This window comes from Secundilactobacillus odoratitofui DSM 19909 = JCM 15043 (genome assembly GCF_001434895.1).
In the GTDB taxonomy this organism is placed as follows: Bacteria; Bacillota; Bacilli; order Lactobacillales; family Lactobacillaceae; genus Secundilactobacillus; species Secundilactobacillus odoratitofui.
In genome coordinates this window covers 61,069-84,557 of the sequence record NZ_AZEE01000029.1, presented here as the reverse complement: position 1 = coordinate 84,557, position 23,489 = coordinate 61,069, and the positions used below count along the sequence as shown (strand labels likewise).

The window sequence follows — 23,489 nt, the reverse complement described above, 5'->3', positions numbered from 1 at the left end:
TAGGGGCGCTTTTTCATTGTTTTCGACACACATATTGCAACAACACATAACATATTAATCATACCAGTATGCCTGGTACCAACACATAACCCACATAGCAATTATACTTAGTTTCACGCAGAGCTGACCTGAGTCAGTACACATATTATTTAGAACACATACACAAACAAAAGTGGCGCCCTTTCTTTTTGAAAAGGTGCCACTTTTGTTGATTAGTGTTATTTTCAGTTGATGATTCTGGTCGATAATGTGTGTTTTGACGATGGCCAGGCTATTTTAATAGTCGGACAATGTTAATTTGCTTACCAATTTAGCAACGTAAATAGCATGTCGAAAGCCTTATTTCTGAAATATATTTTAATCAATTTGACATCGTTATCTAATAAGTGTAAATTAGCCAAAACACATAGAAGGGACGTGATTGGCATGACGAATGGGTTAACGACAGATGGGGTGGCACAAGTCGTCAAAGGCACGGTTGGAATCGAAGTTGAAATGCATCGCGCAACCAAGACGGGTCAATTGAGCCAATACGCTTATCCGACAAGCTTAGCGGATCAAAGACAGCATCATTTTATCAAAAACGACTTTCTACAAACCCAATCAGAGCTGATCACGCCGGCGACGGTGAGCACACAACAGACGCTGACATACCTTGGCGCGTACCAACAAGCATTACGTAGTGCATTACAACCTGAAGAGCTGCTCTGGCCTTACAGCATGCCACCACAATTACGGGGTGATCATTCTGATATCGAAATCGCGCAAACCGACATAGACAGCTATTACTACCGGTTAAAGGTGGCTGCACAACGCAAAATCGAACGAACGGCTGAGACCGGTGTTCACGTTAATTTGGGACTTACATATCACGGCTTGGCAGCGTTACAGGCTGACACACCGGCAGCGAGTAATCGTTACTACCTTTCAGCTGCGGCTGGCTTTTACCGTTATCGCTGGCTATTAACCTACTTGTTTGGCGCGACACCGTTAGCGATGCCACACTACTTTGAGGCGGAGGAACCAGCGCCAAAACAGGCAGTACGTTCGATTCGCAACTCTCACTTTGGCTTTGGCAATGGCATTCCTGGTCACTACGCATCGGTGCAAGCGTATGTTGATCAGATCACACAGTCGGTGGCCAACGGTGACTTGATTGCCCCTCGTGAGTTTTATGGCATCGTTCGGTTGAAGGGTGGCACGACGCTAACTGATTTGGTGACGCAAGGGATTGCCTATATTGAATTGCGGACCCTGGATTTAGACCCATTTGAGCCACTCGGTATCAGTGAGGACGCAGTAAATTGGGTTCGTTTGATGTTTGCCTACTTTGTTTTGAAAGGTGACGAACCGTGTGATGCAGTTGATGCTGAGATAGCGGCGGCTGAGCTCAAAAACGAGCAGGTGGCGTTAGAAGCACCAGATCAACCAACGGCGTTTATGAACGAAGGGTTGGCGCTGGTCGATGCAGTTTGTGACTTCTGTGAAGGAATCACGCTTCCGTTCAATGTGATGACGACCTGCCAACGGATGCGAGAACGGTTACTTAATCCGGCTTTAACACCCAGTGCACGACTAATGACATTGGCAAATGGCACTGGGATGCAAGAGACGTTGGCTAATCTTGCTCAAGCCACTCATCGTGACCTGCTGCAGCGACCGCTCATCGGTTTCGAGTCGGCAGATAAAGCGGCTCAATTAGATGAACTCGCGGCGTTACGCGCAGGACATTCATGGGACGAAATGACACAATAGTCTGATATCAGTGCGATTGCTTGACTTTTTGCAGTGATTTTCGTTAAATATTAACTAGAGAAAAGTGAATATAAGATTCGTGGTCTGGGGTGCTGAATTCAGCTGAGAGATACCCAAATAACCTGATGCAGTTTGCACTGACGTAGGGAGTACCATTTTTAGTCATCGACTAACAGTCCATTTGAGCGTTTTTTCAAATGGACCTTTTTATTTGAGTCAGCCCAGGCCTTGTTCGCTGATATGGAGGATAAATGATGCAAGTTGAGACCATCATTAAGAACGGCACGATTGTGACACCAACGCAGACGATACGGGGTGACTTGGCAATTCGAGCTGGTAAGATTGTGGCGATTGGGCAGGAACTCACTATGACTGCTAAATCAGTAATTGATGCGACTGGACAGCTTGTGCTGCCGGGAATGGTTGATGCCCACGTGCACATCAACGAACCGGGTCGCAGTGAATGGGAGGATTATCGAACTGGGAGCCAAGCACTGGCTGCTGGTGGCACGACGAGTATGATCGTGATGCCACTCAATGCATTACCAGCTCGGACAACAGCCGCAGAATTTCAACGACATCAACAGATTGCGACTGGTCAGTCCTACATTGACTTTGCATTGTACGGCGGGTTGGTACCAGGAAATCAAGCAGAAATCACAGCGATGGCGGCCATTGGTGCAATTGGCTTTAAAGCGTTCATGGCAACCACCGGGACGCCGATTCCGGGCGATTTTCATAACGTTGATGATTTTGATTTATACCGAGGGATGCAGGCAATTCAGGCAACCGGACTACGATTGGCTATTCATGCGGAGAATGCTACGTTGACGGATCGAATGGCCGCCGAACAAATTGCGCAAGGCCATACCGATATCCAAGCCTATATTGACTCACGACCACCCTTAGTTGAGGTGGAAGCCGTCCGTCGCGCACTGTATTTGGGGCGCCAGACTGGGTGTAAGTTACACTTTGTTCACCTTTCAACTGGAGAGGCTGTGCATGAAGTGCAATTGGCAAGACAACAGGGCCAAGACGTGACGTGTGAAACTTGTGTGCACTACTTAGCGTTAGACACCGAACAATTTAAGCAAATTGGACCATTGGCAAAGTGTTCGCCGGTCTTACGAACACCACAAGTCCAGAGCGAACTTTGGCAACAAGTTCAAGCCGGTTACGTTGATGCCGTCACTTCAGATCATTCACCAGCTCCAGCAGATATGAAAGCTAATCCTGACGACAATATTTTTGAAGTTTGGGGTGGGATTAGTGGTGCTCAAAATAACGTTGAACTCATGTATGATGTGGCTGTCCGGACCAAACGGCTTTCATTGCAGCAATTTGTCCAGTTGATTGCTGCGGGTCCGGCTGATTTATTTGGCCTTCAATCAAAGGGCCGATTAATGTTAGGTTTGGACGCAGATATCACGTTATTGGATCCAAATCAGGCATACGTTTTGACACCGGAGGACCTGTACTATAAGCATAAACTCTCCGCGTACGTTGGCCGTGAATTTCAATCGCGGGTGACCAGAACACTACTACGAGGACGGACGATTTATGAACTAAATCGTGGTTTTTCTGAACAACCCAGTGGCCGGTTTTTGACTAATCAGACTCAGGCAGGCGAGCTCTAATGGCAACGGTATTGACATCAAACACATCACCAAGTCAGTCAGTGGCACCGGACTTACGGCCAATCGATGCCGCTCACCGTTCAGTTGGGCCACTTGCATACATGGGCATGTGGTTAGGTGATGGTTTTAATATCGGCAACATGACCCTTGGTGCGGGAATCGTGGTGGCTGGGGTCGCCACGTTGAATTTATTACAAACTATCTTGGCGGCAGCCATTGCGATTATCTTGATCAGTCTGATTTTTACGGTGAACGATCAATTTGGTTACGTAACGGGTGCGCCTTACGTGATTCAGTTACGCTTGTCGTTTGGCAGTCAGGGCGCAAGGTGGGCGAGTCTGCTACGTGGCATTCCGGCCATCGTCTGGTTTGGCTTTCAGAGCTGGACGGGCGCATTAGCCGTGCACCAAATTTTCCAAGTTTTGACGGGGAACAATCGAGTCCCGACAATGGTGTGGTTTGTTGGCCTTCAAATCATCCAGGTGTTATTGGCACTGAAGGGATTTCGGTCAATAAAATTCGTGACTGGGTTGATTGCAACGGTCGTCATGGTGGGCATCTTGGCCATCTCTTGGTTGCTCATTGTTCGGCACCATTTAGTCCTATGGCATCGTTTTGTGCAACCGGCTGGCTCATGGGGCTGGCCATTTTGGGGATTAATTGTTGCCTTTTTAGGAAACTATACCGCAATTTTTGAATCGGCAGCTGATTATTCACGTGAACTGAAGCCAGGACAATCAATGAAGCACCGAGCTTTATTATACGTACTGCCAATTAGTTTTGCGTACGGTGCGACGATTTTGACCGGTGCCATGCTAGCCGTTGTTACGGGAATTGCTAGTCCAGTCAACGCGATGGCGCAGTTGTTTCATAATGATGTGATGACAGTACTGGTTTCTGCGTTTATTGTGCTAGGCGTGATTACGACTAACACCGTGGCGAACATCATGCCGCCAACTTACATGTTGACGGGGTTATTCAGAATGCCGCAACAGCTGGCAACGACGTTAGTTGGGATACTGGCAATTGGCAGTTGTCCCTGGCTACTTGTGCAGGATAGCTCATCGGCTGGTCTAGCACTCTTTATTCACATTTATTCGATTTTTCTTGGTCCAATGACCGCAATTATTCTTGTTGAGTATTACGGTCATCGTCGACAAAAAGTGGTCGTGTCCACGCTTTATCACCCGCAACAACCAAAGTATCGCCGGTTAGCGCCAATTGCACTGGTAGTGGGGGCCCTTTCGGCCAGTTTTGTGGTGAATCTTTCTTGGTTTGTCGGGTTTGCCGTGAGCGGCTGCGTCTACTGGTGGTTATTACAGCATCATCGCGTAACCGTCTGAATTTGGTATACTGGTAGGCGGTATCACAATTTTGGAGAGTGGGGAAAAGTAGATGTTTTGGTTATTTTTACTTTGGGTGATTGGGGTCATCTTGATTGTCTTGTTTGGCGCTGTCATTCAGTTTAAGTTAATGGGAGCCCAAAAAGCGCAGTTTCCGGACACGGATAAGCAATCAGCACGGATGTTAGCGCAACGCCAGGCCAATTACTGGTCGGAAAGTTCCACGGTGGCGTTAAGGTCTAATAACCGATTTGTGTTGAGCTTAGCGCTTTCGATGATTTGTTTTGGGATATTACTCGGCGTGATGATGTGCGTCAAACTGCTGGGATTTGATAACGTTTTGGAAGGCTCCGCAAGCAACATGTTTGAAGCGGTGTGCTGGGGACTAATTGCTTTGGGTGTTGCGCTCATCTGGACGTCAATTGTTCGACAGAGTGACTTGAAAAAACAGACCGTATTTTGGCAACATTACTTAACGACGCACGAGCAAAATGAGTTACAAGTCATACTTCCAAGCGCTCAACTCAGTCGAGCACGTACGGTTTGGCACCGCACCTTTGAAATTTTTTCTGGCGTGACGATTTTTCTGTTACTGATTATCTTTAACGTCATTATGTGGTAATTACAAAAACAGGTACACTGTCGAGGTTAACTCGATTGTGTACCTGCTTTATTTTGTTGTGAACTAATCGGCTAAATGTTGTTTACCATTATAACGATCAACGTCAATTCGAATGACACCAACGTAAGCTAAATCGTGTTGGCTAATTTCGTCTGCTATTTCATGGCCGGTTTGATGCTTTAAAATCAAGCGTAAGGCGTGTTCTTTTTCAGCTAGATCATCAACTAGAACCGCTTTGCCACTTCCAAGAATACTCTGATAGAAGTAGCTGTAAGCACTTGGCTTTGAACCTGGCTCAGGTGTGTACAGACTGTCATTGGCGATGATACTAAACGAAACGTTAGGATCAGCCACAATGAGTACCCGCTTATGGCCCTTAGGCGCGCCATGCAGGTAAATGTGGAGTTGATTCCCCACAAATTCATAGCCATAGTTGGTCGGTACGACGTAAGGTGCCGGAAAATCATGCAATGCCAGGTTGATAACCTTGCCGGCTTCAATAATTTGACGCTTAGTGGCGTCATCGGTGACTTCACGATCTGTTCTACGCATATGTAAGACCTCGGTTTCTAAAAGTTAACTTTGATTATAGCGCTGTTTTGAAGAACAAGTGACGAAATCGCCAAATGATTATTTTTTGACACATGTTACAGGATGTTTGAAGCAACTTAATTTAACACCAGATGTAATTTTTGTGTACCTCGAATTGAACAATGATACTAGGGAAAATCAGTCGTTCACGGTTAAATATTTGAGCAAGTTAGTTTCATTTAACGCAGCGTATTTTCAATGAATAAACGTAGACGGAGGCAAGAGGCAGCTACCACGCCCCTGTCGGCCGAAGGCGGGCGATGACTGCCATACTGGTTTTGAATCTAGGTCTTGATTTAAAATCAACGATAAAAACGAAATGAAAAGATTGACACCATCTTCTAATTGGTTTATCATTCTCACCAAGATATGAAAAAGAGATGAGAAGATGAGTAACACTTCTAACCTGTTAAAGAGAGCCGCGGCTGGTGAGATGCGGACAGGAGCGAGTGCGAAGATGGTCTTCGACTAAGCAGGGTGTGCGAGCAAGTGCAAGCGCATCATGGGTGTGCCCATTACAGCACTGAGGTATCAACAGGTACCCAATGAGGAAGTGCGCGTAAGCGTATTTCAAACTAAGGTGGTAACACGAGTAATCGTCCTTACTTTCGCGCAGGCGGAAGTGGGACGATTTTTTTGTTTAGGTCTCATTATCAATGAATGAACGAAGGGAGAAACCTACAGTGACTAAGATTTGCTACTTACATTGTAATAAAATTGCGACTGCAAGTTTCCTACTTGGTGACGGCATTGATGGCCAGGTCATGTACGTGTCATTGCAGTAATGTTGACGATTCTGACAGGCATGTGCGGACGCACAAAAGGAGACTTACACTATGACAACAACGATTATCGGGTACCCACGAATTGGCAGTCACCGCGAATTAAAGTTTGCAGTCCAAAAGTATTTTAAACAAGAAATTACGGCGGAAGAATTAGCCCAAACGGCTGCTGAACTCCGGCGTCAAAACTGGCAGACTATTAGCGCTGCTGGCATCACTCAACTGACGTCCAATGATTTTTCGTACTATGACACGACGCTGGATACAGCGACTTTGTTAAATATCGTGCCAAAGCGATACAAGGCACTTAACTTATCACCACTAGATGAATATTTTGCCCAGGCTCGTGGCTACCAAGGTGAACATGGTGACGTAACGGCCTTGAGCATGAAGAAGTGGTTTAACACCAACTATCACTACTTGGTACCAGAGTTTGATGCGGACACTGACGTTAAAGTTGTTGGCACTAAAATATTTGATGAATACCAAGAGGCTAAGAAACAGGGGTATCAAACACGACCAGTCTTACTCGGCCCATACACACTCTTGCAGTTGGGCGCTTATGAAGCAGACACTAAACCGGCTGATTTCACGCAAGCCGTTGTCGCTGCTTACGACAGTATTTTCACGACATTAGCTGAATTAGGCGCTGATTGGCTTCAACTAGATGAACCAGCGCTGGTGAAAGACCAAACTGAAGCTGATCTTGAGTTGTTCACTGATCTTTACAAACCACTGTTAGCCAACAAGCATGGGTTGAAAATTTTAGCCCAAACCTACTTTGGCGATGTCCGAGATAGCTACGATTTGTTAACAGCACTAGATTTTGACGGTTTAGGCCTTGATTTTGTTGAGGGCGATGAAACGCTGGATTTAGTGAAAACAAAGGGTTTTCCAGCTGACAAGACTTTGTTCGCAGGTGTCATCAACGGTAAAAACATCTGGAAAGCCAATTACGATAAAAAGCTGGCACTCATTCATCAGATACCCGCGAACGCAATTGTTTTAACCACCTCGTGTTCGCTACTTCACGTTCCTTACACGATTGAAAATGAAGAAAAGTTGGCGCCCAAATATAAGCAGTACCTGGCCTTCGCAAAGGAAAAATTAACTGAACTGACCGACTTGGACCATGTGTTAAATGGTGATGATGCAGCACTAAAGGCTAATCAAGCGCTCTTCGCTACACCACGCTACGAAGAAAATCAGGCCATCATCGATCAAGTCGCCGCATTGAAGGAAGCAGACTTTCATCGTGAACCAAGTTTTGATGAGCGGGCGGCCATTCAAAAGGCTGAGTTTAATTTACCAGAACTGCCAACCACCACGATTGGGTCGTTTCCACAAACCCGTGAGGTGCGTCGTAACCGGGCAAAGTACAAGCGTGGCGAAATCACCAAAGCACAGTACGATCAATTTAACCGCGACCAGATTAAAGCCTGCGTTGAATTCCAAGAAAAAATTGGACTCGATGTGCTCGTCCACGGTGAGTACGAACGTAATGATATGGTGGAGTATTTTGGTGAAAAACTAGATGGGTTCTTATTTACGCAAAACGCTTGGGTTCAATCATACGGTACCCGTTGTGTGAAACCACCAATCATCTGGGGTGATGTGTCACGGAACGCACCAATCACCGTGGCCGAATCGGTTTATGCACAAAGTCTAACCGACAAGCCAATGAAGGGAATGTTAACTGGTCCCGTCACCATCTTAAACTGGTCATTCCCACGAGAAGATATTTCCAAAAAGGAAACGACGCTTCAAATTGCGCTGGCGATTCAAGCAGAAGTGCTTGATTTGGAAAAGAACGGAATCAAAATCATTCAAATTGACGAAGCAGCCTTACGGGAAAAGTTACCACTCCGTAAGTCGGACTGGTACAGTCGCTACTTAGACTGGGCCATCCCAGCCTTTCGATTAGTGGGCAGCAAGGTGCAACCAACCACGCAAATTCATACGCACATGTGCTATAGCGAATTTGGTGACATTATTGATGCAATTGATGATATGGATGCGGATGTGATCTCATTTGAAGCCTCGCGTGCGGACCTGACATTGTTGGATACTTTACAGCAAGATCACTTTAAGACCCACGTTGGACCAGGTGTTTATGATATTCACTCACCACGGATTCCATCTGAAAGCGAAGTTGCCGGCACTATTCATAAAATCTTGAAGAAGGTGCCATTGAACAACGTTTGGATCAACCCAGACTGTGGCCTGAAGACACGGGGAACGACAGAAACCACAGCAAGTCTGGAAAACGTTGTTGCAGCAACCAAGCAAGTACGTCAGGAACTCGCTCATGAAGGTCGTTAATTGTTTCAACGAACGACCCGTGATTTCGTTCGAGATTTTTCCACCACGACCAAATGCATCTCAGAAGGCGTTGAACCGGTTTTATCAATCGTTGGACACACTGGCTGGATTGAAACCAGCCTACATCAGTGTGACCTATGGCGCCGGTGGCAGTAGTAACCATGCTGATACGGTGGCACTGTGTCAGTTGATTAAGGCGCGCTACGGCATTGAAGCCGTGGCACACATTGCAGGCGTTAACTTTACCCGCGCTTCAGTCCAACAGTATTTGGCAAAGCTACAGGACGCGAAAGTTGAAAACGTACTGGCGTTAAGAGGGGACTTACCGGCAGACGGCGTGATCAAGGGGGATTTTCAGTATGCCAATGAGTTAGTTTCGGAAATTAAGCAAGACGGGGATTTTAACGTGATTGGCGCTTGTTATCCGGACGTGCACCCGGAAGCGGCTGATAGTGTAGATGATATTCGGCATCTGAAGTGCAAGGTCGATGCCGGCGTATCGCAGTTGATCACCCAGTTATTCTTTGAAAATGAACACTACTACCAGTTTTTGGAACGCTTTGAGCTGGCTAACGTGAACGTGCCAATCCAAGCCGGCATCATGTCAGTGGTCAATGAACGACAAATTTCAAAAATGGCCACCTTAAACGGGGTGACCTTACCACCGAAATTTATGAAAATGATGACGCATTATCAGGATAATCCGGTTGCCATGCGTGATGCAGGAATTGCATACGCAGTGGATCAAATTGTGGATCTGTTGTCCGAGGGGGTCGACGGCATCCACCTTTATACTATGGATAACCCGGTGGTGACGGAGCGAATCTGTTCGGCGATTGCAACGTTGATTTAGTGCTCAAAAAGTGATTGCTTATGAAAAAGGAATCGCATTGAATTTCAAGCCTATCTAAAAAAGGTTGTCCGTTTTGGACAACTTTTTTTAGATTAAGATAATACCACCATTCACCACACCTATCCCTGATTGTTCATTGACGAATCAAGTATGAATGTTACGCTGAGATAAAGCATTAACGTGATTAAAATTGTGATACGGGGACAAATGATGAGACGACGAATGATTATTTTAACGATTGTTGTGGTGGGCCTGATTGCCGGGCTACGGTGGGTACCCTACAATGACCAGAATGCGGTGCGACTGTACATGTTAAGTCGCGGTCAGGTGATTGGCTCGATACTCTGTCAGCCAAAGTTAGAGAAGCAGGCACTACCGGGCTATGCCAAAAAAACGGGCCAACATCACTATGATCTCGGTGAGTGGTGGTCATATGACGCACCGGGATTGGGTGAAACGGTGACTGATATTCGCGTGACCCACAAGCATGGCCGAATCGTGAGTGTTAAACCAGATATTAATTATGGTCCGTAAAAAAAGCGAGAGTAGGGGCGTTCAGACATGAAAAAATCAGCACCAATCATCATCTTACTTGGCATCGTTCAGTTCCTGAATGCGTTTTGGTGGTGGTTTAACATCGTTGCTGGCAGTTTTATGATGCCATTAATCTCGTTTAAGACAACCACCAGTACGATCCAGTCAATTGATTTTGTCCTGTCAGTATCGGCAATGATTGAAGCATCGATGTTATTCTTTTTCCTAAAAAAGCCGATTCCAAAAAGCTACCTTTTTCTGTCCATTCTAGTTTCAATTGCTTACTGCTGGTCCTCAGCGGTACCTTGGGAGGGTCATGTGTGGAGTATGGCCTTTATAAGCATAGTGGTTAGCGTCGGAATAATTGAAGTCATTTGGCGAGAAAACGTTAGCAAGTAAAAAACGGTCTGTATGAGCTACCTGAAAAGGTGCTGGTACGGATCGTTTTTGATTGATTGAATTGTTAATTAAAGTTGAGAAGTAAGTTCATTTTGACCAGGTGATAGCTTAAATTAGCCGCTACTACTTGGTATCAAACTCGCTCAATGTCAGCCGTAGTGCGGACGGAAAGGTGGGGACCTGCGGTGAAACGACTGGGTAACCAGTCGGGGACGAATTTGAAACGTGCACGAATTTTGGCACGGTTCAAATTCGAGGCCAGAGGCGTTAGACTCGGGCCGGCCCCACAGCAGGTCCCCACCTTTCCGGGAGCCGAAGGCGCAGTTCATCGGGCAACTATGAGGTTACTCACTCATATGATTCACGGTACAGCTAGCCAGGTGATCATCTAAAATTCCCAAAGCTTCCAACCAAGACTGCACGATGGTCGGGCCCATAAACTGAAATCCAAGTTTCTTTAGTGCTTTGCTAATTTTCTCAGACAACGCCGTTTTACCCGGCAAGTCGCTCATCGCAGCGTACTTGTTTACAATCGACTGACCGTCGACATAGTCCCATAGGTAGGCATTCATGGTCTTGCCGTCTGCATGCCACTTCACAAGTAACTGGGCGTTATGAATGGTTGCCAAGATTTTACGACGATTACGGATGATGCCCGCATCGTTCATCAGTGCGTCAATTTTTGTGTCATCATATGCCGCAACCTTGTTGATGTCAAAGTTATCAAAGACCTGTTTAAAATGTTCACGTTTACGTAAGACCGTTTGCCAACTCAAACCAGCCTGCATCATTTCAAGCGTCATGAGTTCGAAGGTTTCGCGCTCATCGAACGTGGCGACACCCCACTCATAATCGTGATAGTGTGTCATTAAGTCATCAGTATCTTCTGCCCAGTCGCAACGGGTCATGGTTAGCCTCCTTGAAGTGTTACGAAACCTGCTTGGTGGTCACCAGTTGTGTCAGGTAGTGATGACTATCGCGCATCTCTTGACAGTTGTTTTGGTCAGCAAGATCGATTTCGTAAATATTAGTGGCTTTAGGGTTTACAACCTGCATGACGCGGTACCAGTCGATACGACCGTCGCCAAGCGGTAAACTATCGTGGAATTCGCCCATGGAGTCGACAAAGTGGTAGTGAACCGTTTGTGGTGCTAAACGAGCAATGCTGCGCGCTAATTTTTCATTATCGCCGTGTAAAACGATAAAGCCATGACTTGTATCATAGCACAAACGATAATGGTGTGTCATAACGGTACGCTCAACTTCGTCATCACCAAAATCGAATACTGGACTGGTCGAGTTTTCAATCATGACGTGATTACCGCCGAGTTTTTGGAAGTAATCCAGCCGGTCAAAAACCACTTGGCGAGCAACCTTTAGACTGCCAAAAGCTTTAATTACCTCAGCTTCATCGGAGTAGGCGCCATGGATGAGCACCTGAACGTTGAGTTTAACGGCTAATTCAATGAGTGCGTCAGAACTACTCATCATGAACTGATAACTAGCTGGGTCTTGAATCGCAGACACCGCCACTTCATTATGGTGGTGATCGTAGGCCATCGGGTGGTGGATCACAATTGAACGAACCCCGGCTGCCCGAACGTATTTAATCATTTCAGTTAAGTGGGTGAGTCCGTTAGGCGTCATATCATGGGCGTCTGTGTAAAATTCAAAGACACGAGGTCGGTACTGTAACCGATCATTAATCTGTTCAAGTGATGTACTGGCTTTTAAACCTAAGTTTGGCATCATCCAATCACCTCATTTCGTCTATTTGTTATAACACTATTTAACTAATAAAACGATAAAAGTACCTTAAAAAGACAGTGTCGTAACCAAACGTTAAACCTCCCAAGCAAAACTTAAGAATTGCGGTCAATAACTTGATATTTTGAAGTTAAAATAGTGGACTAGGTCAATTTATCGTGGAATAATGTGAGCACCAAAGGGAGGTGTTGAGATGCAACGTCAAATGAAGTGGATCACGCAGGTGTTACTGATTTTGTTAATTGTATTAAACGGGTTAATTATGGAAACCGCAGTTGCCCGGGCCGCTGAAACGCCATTTGGACAGTATCGTTTTTCAACGCCGACCACCACGATTCAAATCAGTGGGTCTGCTTATTACCAGTCAGTGTGGAAGTCCGCCATCAAGGCGTGGAACAAAACTGGCGTCTTCACCTTTAAAGTTGTGAAGAGTAGTCCGGTTAAGGCAAAGGGTTGGTCGAATACGACAACGGAGCTGGGAATTTCCGGTCAGACGCAGTTAGTCAGCAGTGGTCAACAGATCAAGTCAGCGGTGGCGCGAATCAACACGGGCGTTTTTAAATACTACAAATACAGTAAGGCGTCACGAATCATTGTTGCCGAACACGAGCTGGGACACGTGATTGGTCTTAATCACAGTAGTAGTCAAAAGAGTGTGATGTACTATAAGAACCGCTACGTTGGTATTCAAGCTGCTGATATTGCGAGCGTCCGTAACCACTATGCGAAGCCGTTGCTGTTAACCAGCGGCTTTGTGACGACTCAGCTTGATAACACGGTGACGATGGTTTGGTGCAATCGATGAATTGGAAATGGGCGACCCCACATTGAAATTGTAGGCAAACCACGCGCAAACCAATATCATGAGTAACCGAAGATAAATAGAGTAGATTAATCAGTATTTACCGAGTTAATCTACTCTATTTTATTTTGGCCGATATTGAGTTAAAGGAAACTTATTCATGATCTGACTTTGAGGACTGCTGTTCATAGAATTTATCGTGAACATACGGATAAGTCCATTTAACCATGATCGACATCGTGATTGGTAACAAGATGACTAAGATTATTAGACCAACAATCACGGTTAACGCCACCTGTATCAGTGTTAAAACACCAGATGGCATGAGTGCCGCAAAAGTACCACCTAGAATAAGTGCTGCCGAAAGGACAACGGTGCCAATGATTGCGCTAGCATTAATGATTCGCTTACGCACGTCAGGTATTTTAGCTGCGTCATCACGATAGCGCATCATGAGGAAGATGCTGTAGTCGACGCCTAGTGCAATCAGCATGATGAAGCTGAAGAATGGCGTATTCCAGGTAAGTAGGGCTTGGCCTAATAGCCAACTCGATAGGAACCGCGTGACTGTGAGCGCACTGATATAAGTTACCATCAGTGTCCCGATAATCGCTAACGGTTGAATGAGGGAACGGGTCACCAGGATCAATGCCAGGCCGATACCAATCAGCATAATGATGGCTGTCCGGTTAAAGTCGGTATTGGATAGTGACTCGAGGTCAGCAGTTTGAGAGGTTTGCCCACCAATTGCAACCGTCGCGTGACTCAGCGACGAATGCTTTAGTTTGGCGTGCACGTCACTCGTGATTGTTTGTAGACGATGAGCTGATTTGGTTGTGCTTGGATCGCTATTCAACACGATTGTGATTTTAGTAATTCGATGGTTATCGGCCATGAAGGCATCAAGTGAGGGCTTGAAGGTGCTACTATTTAACGTTTGTTGAGGAATGTAGAATTGATTGCCAACATAGGAAGTTTGAAGTGCTGCTAAATATTGTTTAATGCTGGTTGTGCCAGCGCCAATTTTAACTAAGGCTTGGTTGGCACTCGATAGGCCACTGCGTAGTTGTTTGACTTGAGCCTGCATGGCAACGATTTTGGACTGCAACTGTTTTACGCCAGTATTAACCTGAGCGCTACCGGTTGCGACGGATTGCGCACCACTTACCAATTGAGTGCTTTGACTAGCTAACCGTTGCGTACCACTGTTAAGTTTACTTAAACTACTGCTAAATGGTGAAATGGCGCTGCTTAGCTGACCCAAACCGTTCGAAAGCATCGCGGAACTATTTGTGAGTTGACTGGTACCGGTTGCTAGAGCCGATATTTGTTTAGTCTGCGTTTGAAATTGACTCAGGCCATTAGTCAATTGTTGACTGCCGGTCGTTAACTGGCCAACACTTTGGCCAAGCGAACTGGTGCCACTGGCCAACTGATGCGTACCATTTGCGACTTGAGTCACACCGGCAGTATAAGTTGAAATGCCTTGGCTAAGTTTTTTGGCCCCACTTTGAAGTTGACTGGTACCAGTCGTTAATTGATTGAGCTGAGTGGTGCTTTGAGTGTTGTTGGCACTAGCTAGTTGCGTATTAGCCTTTGACAAGCCGGCTTCGACTTGAGATAGGCCTTTGTTGGCCTGGTTCAGGCCGGTCACCAATTGCCCTAATTGTTGTTTCAGATACAATTGTTTGATCTTATGACCACCTGGTTGGGTCACTGAGCTAACTTGTTTAACACCAGGTTCGGCCTTCAGGTAATTTGTCAGATCATCGACGGTGCCAAGATCTTGCTGATTATTCAGTGAATGTTTAGCGTCGATATAAAGCGTTGATGGGCCAGACATGCCGGCCGGATAATGTTTTTGGATCAGGTTATAGCCCGCCTTGGATTCAATGGTGTTGGGCAATTCATCTGCACTGTTAAAGTTCAGTTTTTGTTGGCTAAATAATAAAAGTGGGGTGAAGATGACTAGCGTTGCGATGACGGTCATAATGGTGTGATTCATCGCAAATTTAGCAAGGCTTCGCCAAATTCGGTTAGTGCCGTGAGTCGCAATGTTTTGACTCGGCCAAAACATTCGTTGTCCAAGTGTCGCCATGAAGAATGGGTTAAGCGTTAATAGTACGGCTAATAGAACGAGAATACCGATTGCCACACCAACCGCCGATTGATAAAAGGAAAACTTCGCAAGCGCAAGGACTGCGAACCCGATGAAGACGGATGAACCACTGTACAAAATAGTTCGACCAGCTCGATTTCGAGCGATACGAGTCGATTCGTCAACACTTAATCCGGCGGCCAATTCCTCTTTGAAACGGTTATACAATAAGATGTTGTAGTCGGTCCCGATACCAAATAGGACGACAACCATGAAAATTTGAGTAAAGTTTGAAATTGGAAAGTTGAAGTGCTGGGCGAGATTCATGACTAGACTGGCAGAAACCAGATAGGCGATTCCCACTGTGAGTAACGAGATGATTGGAATTAGTATCGAACGGAAAACCAGAATTAACACGATAAAGATGAAGACGGCCGCGATGATTTCGGTTTTCTTAAGTCCGGCTTGCGTCGTTGTTGAAAAATCATCGTTAAGAAGTGCACTACCCGTGACGTAGGTGCGTAACCCGCTAATTTTTAAGTACTGTCGGAGTTGTTGAGCCTGTTGATGGACTTGCTTGCGACTTGATAGGCTAATCATCGCAAGCTGAGTCGTTTGATCCTTAGAGCTAAGTTGTTGCTTAGCTGCAGCATTATCGCTGGCACTTGTCATGCTAAGGATATCGAGGTTACTGTCAGATTTAATTTGATGAATACTATGATTGATACGCTTTTGATCTTGAACGGTTAGATGCCCCTGTTGTTTGTTGAAGACCACAATTAACGATCGGACACTCTGATTATGAACTGATTTACGATCAATCGTTTGCGCGACTTCGCTTTGAACTGAAGCCGGTAATGTGACAGCACCCTTGTCGCGGACAAGCTGGCTCACATTTGGCATGGCCATAATAGTGGCGATAATTAACACGGCCCATAATAAAGCAGCGAGACCGTGTTTTTTAATGAAGACTTGCATGTGTTTCCTTCTCCTCTCATATGTACAAGTGATTAAATTTAGACACTTGTCTAAGCTATAATCGCATGATAAACTCGAGGCGGGCTGAATACAATTCACAAAAATAGCAAGTTGCCAAACTTTAGACAATTTAGCAAAATTGCAAAAATGAAGGTGAAAACATGAAGTATGATTTAAGTCGTCAGCCAACTAAGGGTGCACAGAGAACTCTAAGTGCTTTTTCAAGCGCAATGTTTGATTTGCTGGAATTAGAATCGTTTGAGACCATTAGCGTGAATGAAATATGTGAGCGGTGTGATTATCCCCGCGCAACTTTTTATAATTATTTTGATGATAAATACGATTTAGTGAATTATTGTTGGTACTTGCTCGCGACGGAGATTCGAGTGGATGAGGCCCCTCAATTGTCGCCGAATGAAATTCTAGTCACCTATTTTGATCGACTCTACCAGTTCTTTGATCATCATAAACGGCAGATGAAGGCCATTTTAAAACATAATCAAGTCGATGAAACACTGGTAGCGAGCTTTACAAATTATTTGAAGCAAACTGTCAGAAAAATATTTCGCCAAATTTTTGCAGGCTTGCAACTCAATATACCAGCAGAGTTACTGGTAACGCAGTGTAGTGCAACGTTATTAAACCTTATTGAGTGGATTTTTTTGCAAGATGAGCCGACGACCCTTGAGGAGGCGCATCGTTACCTATCAATATTGATTGGTAATTCAAAAAAAGTTGTCATGCCAGGGTTGGTCCAATCCATTGATTGATTATTTTTGTAGTGAAAACGGATATGCGATTTTTGTGCTCAATGCCGGTTACAGAACTCACAGTCGACCTCACGCGGAGATTGTGGCAAAAAGATGAGTGTTCAATACAGTTTGAATGACCAATTAACGGTCAATCGATACGTTTGCACTGGTCGTAAGGTTTTCCACTATTGGATATTCTGTATCAGAAACCACAATGTAAGCCGTAGCGCCGATGGTAGTTTTTGGGTGTTGGTGGTAGTGATTAGTTCATGTTGGCGCTTTAGCGTTTACATGAACTGGACGTTTCTAAGACTTGGTCTGTGGGCTTAGAAGCGAGACGTAAGACGCGAAGCGGCTGAAGTCGGTCCAACTACCACGGACACCCAAAAACTGCCAGCGGCCGGAGGCGGCATAAAAAATAAAAGTAGGTTAACCACTCACTAAGGAATGGTTAACCTACTTTTTTTGATGAGATGTGAAAGTCATTGCCGAGCCTGATGAGAGGGGGTTGGCTTCGAGTTCGTTTTAAAAGTCAGGACCGACTGCTGTTTGGACGAAAAGCCACTGGCCTTCGCCACGACATAGAGCGGTCGTTGTTTAGCCGCGTTAAAGATGCGGAACAGGTACGCACCAGCAATCCCCAAGCTAACCAAGATGGTGCCGGTCAAAAAGAACAGCGCGAACACCAAAAACTTCAAAGTGGTCAGTCCAGTGAAAGCTGCCCCAATTAAGTAGCCAAGACCAATCAACATCGAGAGGCCACCTAACCAAGCCGGTAACTTAAGTGGCAGGGCAGAAAACGATGTGATACCGTCTACAGCTAGCCGGAACATTCCTTTTCGCTGGGCCTTAGAGCTCCCACGTTGCCGTTCTTGTCGCTCATAGGTCACGCTGGTTTGCTTAAAACCAACCCAGCTGACCATGCCACGAATAAAGGGATCCGGTTCGTCCATTTTACGTAATTCACGGACGACCTGTTTGTCCATTAACCGGAAGTCACCAGTGTCTAACGGCGCGTTAATGTTAGTGATGGCTCGAAAAATGCGGTAGAAGCTGGCCGCCATAAAGCGCTGAATCAAACTATCACCGGCTCGTGAAACCCGTTTGCCGTAAACAACTTGGTAACCAGCCCGCCATTTATCAATCATCGCCGGAATCACAGCGGGAGGGTCTTGTAAGTCGGCTGCCATGACGACCACGGCATCACCGGAGGCGTAGCGCAGGCCAGCAGTGATGGCAATTTGATGACCAAAGTTACGTGAAAGTTCAATTAACTTGACGTTTGCGTTGCGTTCACTGGCAGCGCGAATCAATTTGGCACTGTTGTCGGTTGACCCGTCATTGATAAATATGAGTTCGTAGGTTTCAAGTCGGTTAGCGATGTAGTTTTCAAGGACATCGATAGTTTCTGTGATTCCGGCTTCTTCGTTGTAGACGGGAATCACGATGGATAGATGATCATTAGTTGGGTTCATCTCTACGCCTCCTTATTGCGTGATTGTGGGCGATAACTGATAAAGTTGACCAGTTGTTTGTTGCGGTGTTAGCTGTGGTGTATGAGTGCTGTTAGTCTGTTTAGGTCGCGGTGCTGGCGTCGTAACTTGTTGCGTTTCACCGGTAATCTTAGTGCCGTTTGTCTTGACCCAGTTAGTGATAGCGGATGAAGCGGCACCATCAACAGCGTAAAAATAACGGACTTGACCAGTCTTTACAAGTTGTTTAAATGCAGCCAAGGTGACGGTGTCTGACTGGCGATTGAAGCCGGATACGCTCAACACTGGATGACCGGTTTTGACAATGTAGGGCGCCGCGGTTGCGGCCTCATCGGTGGCGAATAAATATTTGGCACCCGCGTTGTGTTTTTCTAAATAGCATAATAGCTTAGAACTGACCCGGGTGTTGCTGTCTTGTTGGGCCTTGGTAAGTAACGTGGTGGTACCTTGCGTACCGTTGGTGGCCGCAATTGCGGGTGTTAATGACCACCAGGTGGGCGCTACCGCGACGGTCATCAACCCAGTGGCAATCAGTAATTTGATGGCTCGTCGTCGCCGACTCGAAATGAGAATGAAACTGACAAAACTACCAGTGGCTAACATGAGCCATGACAACCAAGGGTAATAAGGATTCACGAACCACGCTTGTAGGCAAGCGGTTGTCACGATGGCTAACGGTAAAAGGTAGTACTGCCAGTTATTCATGTCACTTAAGTGATATTGGCGGATCAACACCTTAAGGGTGATGCCAACCAGTGCTGCGATTGGCGGTGCCAGCATCACCAAGTAAAAGGACTGGTACTGGTGCGCCAATGCGAAACTAACGTAGGCTGGCAATAGCCAACCCGCCCACAGCAAGATTTGTTGCTGTTCCTTGGTGAGCTGATACCAGCGCCGTTGCTTACGACGGTAGTAGGCCAACCCGCCAAGCGTCCCAAAGACTGCGAAGGGTAGCAGCCAACTGATTTGAGTGCCTAATTTAGTTTCAATTAAACTTAGAAAACCACTGTCAGTTTTAGTTGCTTTCGGCTGTGGCTGATCAACCGGTGCGGCACTCGCGGTTGTCGTTTTAACCGGCTTGGGTCTTGTGTGTGATTGCTTCGTGGTGGTGGCTGTTGATTGACTGAGAACCTGATTATTGGCTTGGTAGTTATAGACAAGCGACAGCGCAACGTAGTGATTTGAGTTGGCTGGCTTTGCGGTTAAATCAACTGAAAGAGGCCAAATCAAGGTTGTGATGGCCAGGGTCAGGAACGCAAGACTGAGATGTTGCAGTTTGCGTTGCCAAGGTTGGCGAGTTGCCAGCCAATAAACTAACATCATGACGGGGAGTATCAAGAAAGCCTGCAGTAATTTCACGTTAAAGGCTAAGCCGACGAGGGCAAAACTGCTGAGTAGCCAGCATAGGCGCTGTAAGGTGATGGCCTTTTGGAGCAATAACAGTGCAAGTAATAGTGTGAATATCAAGGTTGCGTCCAGGTTATTCGTACGCGAGTTGGCCACCACTGCCGGTGTCAACGTGAGTGCTAATGCCGCCAAACGACCAGCAAAGCGGCCAAAATAGGGGGTAACCAGTTGATACATTAAGGCGACACTGCCAACCCCTAAAACGATGGATGGTAAAATAACGCTCCAAGCGTGGAGACAAAAAACTTTCGCACTCATGGCCATCAGCCACAGTGCCACTGGTGGTTGGTTAACGGTTACGGTACCAAACGAGTTAAAACTCGCGTACCAAAAGTTCTTGACGCTCTTAAGCATGCTGGTAATCGTGACGGTATAAAAGTCGTTGGTGGCACCGACTTTCCAAATCTGCCAACTGTACAGGAAGGCTGCCAGCAGTAAAATGGCAATCATGAGCCAGTCTACGCGGTGAAAAAATTGGTGCCTTTTTGATTCAGTAACGGACGACTTGGTAAGCATACGAGGGACTCCTTGTGATGATAGTTTTGTTGATATTGCTTATCTTACGAGGAGAAACATAAGATTAGCTTAAAATAAGAGTGCGAGTTCAGGCGGTTAATGGCCAGAGTATAAGAGCCCTATCCAGATGACCTGAACTTGGTCATTTGGATAGGGCTCTTATACGGCCGGTCATTGCCTGGGCTGCACGTTTAGGCTGTGTAAAAGTGATGATTGCCTTCGCAACGTTAATGATTATGATCGACCGCAGAAATCGTAAATAAAAAGCCACCCCATTGAGTCTTGGCAGCTGAATGGGTGACTCTTTAAGTCGTCTGTTGCTTGCTGCCACTCTTGAAGTGATATGCAAGGGCCGGTGTTAGCGCACCGGCTTTTTTGTGTCATCATTATACCATGTCAGTAAACCGGTGACAAAGGCGTACGATTTTAGTTTACACTGGCAGCGACACCACGAACACAGCGCCATTTGGATGGTTATCACGCACCGAAATTTTACCGCGGTGTTGGCCGACGATCCACTGTGCAATTGCGAGTCCAAGACCGTTACCACCAGTCTTGGAGTTACGCGATTTATCAGTTCGGTAGAAACGGTCAAAGACCTTTTTCTTGTCTTCGTCTGGAATACCGGCACCGGTATCAGCCACTTCCAATAACAAGTTTTCGTGAGCCAGCGTGGCTTTGATACTAACTGTCCCGTGCTCCGGCGTGTACTTGATGGCGTTGTCCATCAAAATCGTCAGCAGTTGGCGAATCAAGTCAGGGTCCAGTGAACCATGAGCTTCGGCTTTAATCGTTGATTGGAATGACTTTTGCTGACTCATGGCGATGTCTTGATAAGGCTTGGTGACTTGCGTTAGCCACTCTTGCAGGTTCACATCGGTCTTATTCATTTGAACCACGTTGGAATCGGACCGTGCCAGCATCAGCAAGCGATTAGTGAGCGTCTGCATGTGGCGAACTTCGTCCAGAGCGGTGGAGACTTCGTCAATTTCGTCCATCACCCGTGACTTGGGTTTGGTTAACAAATACTCCAACTGGTTTTGAATCACCGTCAGCGGGGTCCGTAACTCGTGAGCTGCGTTGGCACTGAAATCACGTTGTTTACGCCATGACAGGATGATTGGCTTCATACTTGACCGCGACAGCAGGTAGGCAATCGCAATCGCTAAAATCCAGAAGATAATCAACGTGGTGATCAACGCATTTCGGAAACTGGCCAGTGCCAGTAAGTCCGCATCGATATTTTCCATGATCAGCACGTAGCGGCCAGCGTACATCGGATTGAGGTTGGAAGACGGGACCTTGATTAGTAACGTCTTAAAGTGGCTGGTGACGTTGTCGGCAGTCAGCGTGGTTTCGGTGATCTTGTTCAGGTTACGCTTAATGAGCTTGGTTTTTTTGAGTAGCTCATAATCACGTTCCCCCAGCATGGCATCGTTGACGACCTTGCCCTTGCCGTTGAAGACCACGATGTTCGCACGGAAGGGGCCATCTTTTGACGGGCCCTTGATACTAGCAGCCTTAGCTGCACTACCCGTGATGTGGTTAAGCTGGGGTGATGGCGTATTTTGCAAAATGCGCGTTTTTTGACCCTTGAAGCCCTGATCCATGTCACGGTAAACGGACTGGTAGAAGAAGAAGTAAACAACGAGCCCTAGGGCAGCAAACAACAGCGCAAAAGTGATCAGTTCTTTTACAAACAGCTGAAGTTGCTGCTTTTTTTCGGGGTTCTTGGATTTCAAATTAGTCCTCCGTTTCTAACATGTAACCCACGTTTCGCAGTGTGCGGATGGGTTGGTCTTGGTTTGCAGTCTTGATTTTCTTACGTAAATTACTCATATAAACTTCCACCACGCTTAGCGCAGTGTCGGAGTCAAAGCCCCACAGCCGGTCAAAAATCTGATCCTTAGTGATGATCGTATCGGGGTTCTGAAGGAAGTAGACCAAAAGATCGTATTCCTTCCCATTTAAGGTTAGGTTTTCGCCGTTGATAGCGACGGTCCGGTTGTTCAGGTTAGCGGTGAAACCGGCCACGGACAACTGGTTATCAGCACCGAGGCTACCGGCGCGCCGTAAAAGTGCTTTGACACGCATCAGTAATTCCTCACGGTGGAAGGGCTTAGTCAGGTAATCATCGGCCCCCAACTGGAAGCCACGGACTTTGTCATCCAGGGTATCCTTGGCGGTCAAAATTAAGACGGGCATGTCGAGCTTGCACTCACTGCGCCAATACTTAAGAATGTCATAACCGCCAATTTGCGGTAACATCAAGTCCAGCACGGCCAAGTCGTAGATGCCTTCTTGACCCAGCATCTGGCCTTCAAACCCATCGTTGCTGACGGTCGTCTCGGCGACTTCGTCCAAAAAGCGTTCTAGACTCTGTGCGAGCGGCTCGTCATCTTCCACGATTAATATCTTTAAGTCTTTACTCATGAGGGAACCTCCAATGAACGTCTCTCTGACGTATCTTATCTGATTTTTAGGGGAAATGCACAATTTTTAATTGCGCAAACGATTAATTTTGCGAATTGTTAAGAAATGAAACTTATACACTATTAATAAAAGTAGCGATTTTTGGTGAAATGGTCAATCATTTGGAGGAAGTTGTAATCAGATTGTGATTTAGTTGGGGGCGTTGATTGGTTTTGGGGGGGAGGTGCGGATGCTCAAAGGTTCGAAGTTGTGAACTTTCGCCTACTGTCTTTTGTATTCGTTTGTTTTGATTTTATCTAGTCGAAACGCGAGAAAAAAGTCAGCTCCCGGCCGTATAAGCCCTTTGTCCAAATGACCAAGTTCGGGTCATCTGGACAAAGGGCTTATACTCTGGGAGCTAAACGA

Annotated in this window: 18 protein-coding genes and 1 riboswitch; of the genes, 10 read left to right on the top strand and 8 right to left on the bottom strand. The window is 46.2% G+C overall.

Annotation, left to right across the window (positions count from 1 at the left end):
* Positions 1-426: 426 nt before the first annotated feature.
* The 4 genes from FD04_RS08550 (at position 427) to FD04_RS08535 (ending at position 5,357) form a co-directional block, all read left to right on the top strand.
* Positions 427-1,755, top strand: a complete 1,329-nt coding sequence (locus FD04_RS08550) for a hypothetical protein (protein WP_054700495.1) — start codon at positions 427-429, stop codon at positions 1,753-1,755.
* Between the two features lie 75 nt (positions 1,756-1,830).
* A riboswitch (TPP riboswitch) is annotated at positions 1,831-1,922 on the top strand.
* Between the two features lie 87 nt (positions 1,923-2,009).
* Complete coding sequence (gene allB / locus FD04_RS08545) at positions 2,010-3,392, top strand: allantoinase AllB (protein ID WP_056948295.1); 1,383 nt, start codon at positions 2,010-2,012, stop codon at positions 3,390-3,392.
* Positions 3,392-4,735 carry an NCS1 family transporter gene (locus tag FD04_RS08540; RefSeq protein ID WP_056948293.1) on the top strand — a complete coding sequence of 448 codons (1,344 nt, stop codon included), beginning with the start codon at positions 3,392-3,394 and terminating at the stop codon, positions 4,733-4,735. The genes allB and FD04_RS08540 overlap by 1 nt, the downstream gene beginning before the upstream one ends.
* Positions 4,736-4,787: 52 nt before the next feature.
* Positions 4,788-5,357, top strand: coding sequence for a hypothetical protein (locus FD04_RS08535; protein WP_056948292.1), 570 nt, complete (start codon positions 4,788-4,790; stop codon positions 5,355-5,357).
* A gap of 63 nt (positions 5,358-5,420) precedes the next feature.
* Here FD04_RS08535 and FD04_RS08530 read toward each other — a convergent pair whose 3' ends face one another.
* Positions 5,421-5,909: a pyridoxamine 5'-phosphate oxidase family protein gene (locus FD04_RS08530; protein WP_054700400.1), complete on the bottom strand. Its 489-nt coding sequence runs from the start codon at positions 5,907-5,909 to the stop codon at positions 5,421-5,423.
* Positions 5,910-6,784: 875 nt separating this feature from the next.
* Between FD04_RS08530 and metE the strand changes: the two genes are divergently transcribed.
* From metE to FD04_RS08510, 4 genes are all read left to right on the top strand, one after another.
* On the top strand, positions 6,785-9,052 hold the full coding sequence (gene metE, locus FD04_RS08525) for a 5-methyltetrahydropteroyltriglutamate--homocysteine S-methyltransferase (RefSeq protein WP_056948290.1): 2,268 nt from the start codon (positions 6,785-6,787) through the stop codon (positions 9,050-9,052).
* A complete protein-coding gene (gene metF / locus FD04_RS08520; RefSeq protein WP_056948288.1) occupies positions 9,039-9,905 on the top strand; it encodes a methylenetetrahydrofolate reductase [NAD(P)H] in 867 nt (288 codons plus the stop codon). Before metE ends, metF begins: the two co-directional genes overlap by 14 nt.
* Before the next feature lie 210 nt (positions 9,906-10,115).
* A complete protein-coding gene (locus FD04_RS08515; protein WP_156660430.1) occupies positions 10,116-10,439 on the top strand; it encodes a hypothetical protein in 324 nt (107 codons plus the stop codon).
* Between the two features lie 27 nt (positions 10,440-10,466).
* Positions 10,467-10,838, top strand: coding sequence for a hypothetical protein (locus FD04_RS08510; RefSeq protein WP_054700402.1), 372 nt, complete (start codon positions 10,467-10,469; stop codon positions 10,836-10,838).
* Between the two features lie 344 nt (positions 10,839-11,182).
* Here FD04_RS08510 and FD04_RS08505 read toward each other — a convergent pair whose 3' ends face one another.
* Together FD04_RS08505 and FD04_RS08500 are read right to left on the bottom strand one after the other, a co-directional pair.
* Positions 11,183-11,746: a DNA-3-methyladenine glycosylase I gene (locus tag FD04_RS08505; RefSeq protein WP_054700403.1), complete on the bottom strand. Its 564-nt coding sequence runs from the start codon at positions 11,744-11,746 to the stop codon at positions 11,183-11,185.
* A gap of 19 nt (positions 11,747-11,765) precedes the next feature.
* Positions 11,766-12,590, bottom strand: coding sequence for a sugar phosphate isomerase/epimerase family protein (locus FD04_RS08500; protein WP_054700404.1), 825 nt, complete (start codon positions 12,588-12,590; stop codon positions 11,766-11,768).
* Between the two features lie 208 nt (positions 12,591-12,798).
* On the opposite strand from FD04_RS08500, the gene FD04_RS08495 reads away from it, so the two are divergent.
* Complete coding sequence (locus tag FD04_RS08495; RefSeq protein ID WP_056948284.1) at positions 12,799-13,410, top strand: M57 family metalloprotease; 612 nt, start codon at positions 12,799-12,801, stop codon at positions 13,408-13,410.
* Between the two features lie 151 nt (positions 13,411-13,561).
* On the opposite strand, the gene FD04_RS08490 is transcribed toward FD04_RS08495, so the two are convergent.
* Positions 13,562-16,483: an MMPL family transporter gene (locus tag FD04_RS08490; protein ID WP_056948282.1), complete on the bottom strand. Its 2,922-nt coding sequence runs from the start codon at positions 16,481-16,483 to the stop codon at positions 13,562-13,564.
* A 161-nt stretch (positions 16,484-16,644) separates the two neighbouring features.
* On the opposite strand from FD04_RS08490, the gene FD04_RS08485 reads away from it, so the two are divergent.
* Positions 16,645-17,253: a TetR/AcrR family transcriptional regulator gene (locus FD04_RS08485; RefSeq protein WP_056948280.1), complete on the top strand. Its 609-nt coding sequence runs from the start codon at positions 16,645-16,647 to the stop codon at positions 17,251-17,253.
* 464 nt (positions 17,254-17,717) lie between these two features.
* On the opposite strand, the gene FD04_RS08480 is transcribed toward FD04_RS08485, so the two are convergent.
* The 4 genes from FD04_RS08480 to FD04_RS08465 all read right to left on the bottom strand — a co-directional run bounded on the left by FD04_RS08480 (position 17,718) and on the right by FD04_RS08465 (position 23,084).
* Entirely contained in the window at positions 17,718-18,710 is a 993-nt protein-coding gene (locus FD04_RS08480) for a glycosyltransferase family 2 protein (RefSeq protein ID WP_054700412.1), read from the bottom strand.
* Between the two features lie 12 nt (positions 18,711-18,722).
* The gene (locus tag FD04_RS08475) at positions 18,723-20,651 is read right to left on the bottom strand and encodes an ArnT family glycosyltransferase (protein ID WP_056948278.1); all 1,929 of its coding nucleotides are present in this window, start codon (positions 20,649-20,651) and stop codon (positions 18,723-18,725) included.
* Between the two features lie 431 nt (positions 20,652-21,082).
* Entirely contained in the window at positions 21,083-22,393 is a 1,311-nt protein-coding gene (locus tag FD04_RS08470; RefSeq protein ID WP_056948276.1) for a sensor histidine kinase, read from the bottom strand.
* A 1-nt stretch (position 22,394) separates the two neighbouring features.
* Positions 22,395-23,084 (bottom strand): response regulator transcription factor, encoded by a 690-nt coding sequence (locus FD04_RS08465; protein ID WP_056948274.1) that lies wholly within the window; start codon positions 23,082-23,084, stop codon positions 22,395-22,397.
* Positions 23,085-23,489 lie beyond the last annotated feature (405 nt).